Source organism: Nitrospira sp., assembly GCA_016873435.1.
Lineage (GTDB): Bacteria > Nitrospirota > Nitrospiria > Nitrospirales > Nitrospiraceae > VGXF01.
The window spans coordinates 1-2615 of the sequence record VGXF01000033.1 but is presented as its reverse complement, the minus strand read 5'-3'; the positions used below and the strand labels follow the sequence as shown (position 1 = coordinate 2615).

Annotated in this window: 2 protein-coding genes; both read left to right on the top strand. The window is 59.2% G+C overall.

Features of this window, described 5'->3' with window-relative positions; translation table 11 throughout:
• Window positions 1-969 precede the first annotated feature (969 nt).
• Window positions 970-2184: a hypothetical protein gene (locus FJ248_08770; GenBank protein MBM4120965.1), complete on the top strand. Its 1215-nt coding sequence runs from the start codon at window positions 970-972 to the stop codon at window positions 2182-2184.
• A 114-nt stretch (window positions 2185-2298) separates the two neighbouring features.
• Window positions 2299-2615: hypothetical protein (locus tag FJ248_08765; GenBank protein ID MBM4120964.1), on the top strand; the 317-nt coding region annotated here is incomplete at its 3' end.

Sequence of the window (2615 nt, the reverse complement as noted above, 5' to 3'; positions counted from 1 at the left end):
CATCCACTGGAGGAAGATCTCCAAGGAGCCTCTGCTCAACAAGAAGCACTGGCCGCTGCGCTCGGACGGATCTTCCATCCCTTGTTTCTGGTCCGATTCCGATAAATGCTACTTTGCGTATTTTCGCATCTGGATCGACCACAACAAGCAACCCATGGCCGCTCCCGGTGCTGGCAATGATGAAAAGGGGTGGCGGTGGTTCGGTCGGGCCCGATCCGAAGACTTCATCCATTGGAAAGACGTCGAGCCGATCAGTTGCGGCGACGCGCCGGTGGTGGAACATCTCTACACAAGCGAGGTGCAGCCGTACTTCCGGGCGCCGCATCTCCTCCTGTCGTTTCCCTGCCGAATGGTTTATAGAAAAGCATTGAGCGATGCAGAGCTCGATAAACTCAAGGTAGGCCCGAATAACAGAAACAATGTGAACGACGGTGCCTTCATGACGTCCCGGGACGGGCTTCACTTCGAAAGGACCTTCATGGAATCCTTCCTGCGCCCTGGGCTCGACCGGAGGAGCTGGAGCGGACGGAACAACTACGCCGCCTGCGGGATTCTCTCTACCGGGCCGGAAGAATTGTCCCTGTATTACACCCAGGGCATGGACCAGCTGACCGAACCGAGCAGAACTCATCTTGTGAGGTGCACGCTGCGCACCGACGGGTTTGTCTCCGTTCATGCTCCGTATCGGGGGGGCGAGCTATTGACGAAGCCCCTGATATTCGAGGGCAAATCTCTGGAGATCAACTACGCCACCTCTGCGTCAGGAGAAGTGCGCATCGAAGTGCAGAGCGGTGAAGGCCGGCCAATCGAAGGTTTCACCCTTTCCAAATGTGATGCAATCTTCGGCGACCAGATTTCACGTACCGTGACATGGGGCGGTAACGCCGATGTGTCAAAAATCAGCGGAAAACCCATAAAGCTCAGGTTTGTTCTGAAGGATGCGGACCTCTACAGCTTCCGGTTTGACCAATGAACAAGGAACCACCACCCACAGGGAGAACCATGAATAAACCAACCGCGCTCCTGCTGATTCTGGCCGCGGTCGCTGCCGCGGGCACACTTCGCGCCGACGAACCCACGCTGTGGGACGCGCACACTCCGCTCCCGAAAGCTGCCGAACTGCCGCAGGTGACCGGCGCGAAGTTCTATGTTCTCAAGAAGCCGCGGCCTGATGAAGACGGCGCAAAGTTCACGCTCGGTGTTGGGCTCGCCTGGCACAAGGACAAGCTCTATGCGTCCTACGGCTTCAGCACAAACGAACAAGAGAACACGCGCGACGAACAAGCTCATGTCCGAGTCAGTGAAGACGGCGGCAAGACATGGGGCCAGCCGGTCGCAATGGATGGGGGCAAAGGCAACCTCGGCGTGAGCCACGGCGTGTTTCTCTCGCACGGCGGCAGGCTGTGGGCCTTCATGGGGGCCTTTTACGACAACTTTTACGGACCAACCTCACGCACTCACACGCGCGGCTACGTGCTGAATGAGACTTCGGGAAAGTGGGAGGCGCAGGGCGTGGTGCTCGATCAAGGATTTTGGCCGATGCAGGAGCCGCAGAAGATGGCCGACGGCAACTGGATCATGTCCGGCGTCCGCATTGCCTTTGGGCTTGGGGTAGTCGGCCATTTGCCCGCAGTCGCAATCAGCCAGGGGGATGACTTCACGAAGTGGAAAATGGTCGTCATTCAAGCAGACAAGAGTCTGGGAACGAACCTCTGGGGCGAGTCCACGGTGATCGTGGACAAGACACAAATCATCAATATCGCTCGCAGATCTGCGGGGCGAGTCCGCGGTGATGCTCTTGTCTCGATCAGTAAGGACCACGGTCGCACCTGGACTCCGGCCGCCGCTTCCAATCTGCCGATGGCGACCCAGAAGCCCTACGCGGGCACCTTGAGCACCGGCCAGCGCTACCTCATCGGCACGATCACTGCCGACACCGACGGCAGGCGTTCGCCGTTAACCATCGCCGTGAGCAAACCTGGCGAGTCACTCTTCAGCCGAGTCTTCCTCATCCGCACGTCGGTCTTCGAAGGCACGCCGGGCGTCTCCGCCCCGAACGCTGACTTCAGCTATCCCTACGCCGTCGAGCACGAAGGCAAGCTCTACATCGGCTACACCCACAAAAGCCACATCGCGAATGAGCTTGCCGTGATTCCCATCAGCAGTCTGGAGATCAAACGATGAAGCCCACCCTAACCATCCTCACCGCCCTGCTGCTCGATCCACGTGACGCCGGACGGTTCGCGCCGTGCCGCTGCTAAAAATCGCTGCACTCACCACACTCACCGAGGCTTGAATATGCGACCCATACTGCTGCCGGTCATTCTGCTGTTTGTGATTCACACAACCGCACGCGCCGAGGCGAACGCTCCTTTCCCGCCGGCCGCCGAGGGTAGCCAGTTGCAATGGACCGCCGCGGCAGTGTCGAAGCGTGAGAAGGCGGTCCAGTTGTTCGGCCGGAACGGCTTCGCCGTGATTCGCAACGCGGCGGAGGAGAAGATATTCCTGAACCGGCTGGAACGGACGGGGGTCAAGTTGGAATGGGCGCAACACAAGCGCACTGCGGAGTGGGCCAACTTCAAGCAAGGCATGCAGGTGGTCTGCTGGCGCGACAT